The sequence below is a fragment of the Roseateles subflavus genome (assembly GCF_030285365.1).
GTDB lineage: Bacteria > Pseudomonadota > Gammaproteobacteria > Burkholderiales > Burkholderiaceae_C > Roseateles_B > Roseateles_B subflavus.
This window is the reverse complement of sequence record NZ_JASVDS010000016.1, coordinates 1-1,681: the sequence shown is the minus strand read 5'-3', so window position 1 is coordinate 1,681 and position 1,681 is coordinate 1. Positions and strand designations below refer to the sequence as shown.

Genomic DNA, 1,681 nt, shown 5'->3' with positions numbered 1-1,681 from the left:
GCTCAGCTCGCGCAGCGCCTGTTCCATCGCCTCGCACAACGCCTGGGCGCTGTGGGGCTCGCGCAGCTGCACGGTCAGGGCCAGACCGCCTTGCTCGTAGTCGTCGATGTTCAGCAGCAGCGGGTAGTTGGTGCGCTCTTCGGCCGTCAAGGACTCCGCGCCAGGCACGGAGAGCGGCGCGTGAGCGGCTGCATCCGACCCATGGCGGTAGTTCAGCAGCGCCGTCACCAGCGGCACACCGCTCTCCAGGCCGCTGCAGCGCTGGGCCAGCGCCAGTGGCGCGTGTTCGTGGCGCAGCAAGCCGGCCAGGTCTTGCTGGACCTGCTTGATCGCGGCTTGCACCGGGCCCTGCAACTTGACCCGCAAGGGCAAGGTGTTGATGTACAGACCCAGGGCGCGGTCGGCGCCCGCTCCGGCCTGCATGCGGCCGAACAGCACGGTGCCGAAGACGACGTCCTCGCGGCCGCTGATCCGGCCCAGCAGCTGGGCATAGGCCAGGTGGCACAGGCTCGCCACGCTCGCGCCCAGGCGCCGGGCCTGCGTGCGCAGCGCCTGGCTCAGGGCCTCTGGCAGTACCAGGTGGGCTTCCCCGACCTGGCTGCCATCGCCCTGCACGTCTGACAGGCCGTAGGGCAGCGTCGGTTCGTCCACATCGCCCAGCTGCTCGCGGAAGTAGGCCTCGTGCTGCGCGGGGGTGAGGCCCAGCCGCGCCTGTGCGACGTAGTTGCGGAAGGGCTGCGCGGGGAGCAGCGTGTCCTCTCGCGCTTCGATCAGCAGCGCAATCTCCTTCTGCATCAGCTCAAGTGCATGGTGGTCCAGGATGAGGTGATGCATCAGCAGCGACATCAGCCAGCTTCCATGGGCTGGCTCCTGCATCAGGTGCGCCTCCATCAGCGGCGCTTTGCCCAGTTCCAAACGGCAGGTCCTGGGATTGGTCAGCCTCATGAGCTGGCTCTGGGCGCTGGAGCCGTCATCCAGAGCCTCATGACAGATGATCGGCAGCTCAACCTGCCGATGCACCAGCTGCACCGGTTCGGTCAGCTCGGTCCAGTGGATGCTGGTCCGCAGCACGTCATGGCGGTTCATGACTTGCTGCAATGCCGCCAGGTAGGCGCTCAGGTGCGCCTGCGTCTTGAAGCGCAGTGCAACGCGCAGCAGATAGACGTCGCTCTCCCGTTCCAGGAGATGGTGGAACAGCATGCCGCTCTGCAGTGGCGCCAACGGATAGACATCCTGCACATTGGCAGCGCCTCCCGGAACGGTTGCGACCAACCGATCCAGCGCCTGCTGGCTCAGCGTCACCAGCGGGAGCATATCGGGGGTCAGGTCTTGCGCATCTTCGGGAATTCCGGAGCGAGACGCGACAACGGTGGTACTTGCCCAGGCCTCTTCCATGGCGGGCTGCCGCTCAGAAAGCTGCAAAGCCAGTTGGCTGAGGCTGGTTGCCGTGAACAGCATGCGCACATCTCCGCGCAGTCCACACGCGCCCATTCGCGACGCCAGCTCCAATGCCAGCAGCGAATGCCCGCCCAGCTCGAAGAAGTTGTCATGACGACCCACGCGCGGCAGCTGCAGCACCTCGGCCCACAGCGCGGCCAGCTGTTCTTCCAGCTCGCCTTGCGGGGCCTCGTAGCTCAGAGCGGCCAGCGCCTGCAGGTCGGGTGCCGGCAGTGCGCGGCGG

General features: G+C 67.0%; 1 protein-coding gene. It reads right to left on the bottom strand.

Going from position 1 to position 1,681, the window contains the following annotated elements; translation table 11 throughout:
- Positions 1 to 1,681 (bottom strand): condensation domain-containing protein (locus QRD43_RS22645; protein ID WP_285984788.1); only part of this gene is annotated, 1,681 nt, incomplete at both ends.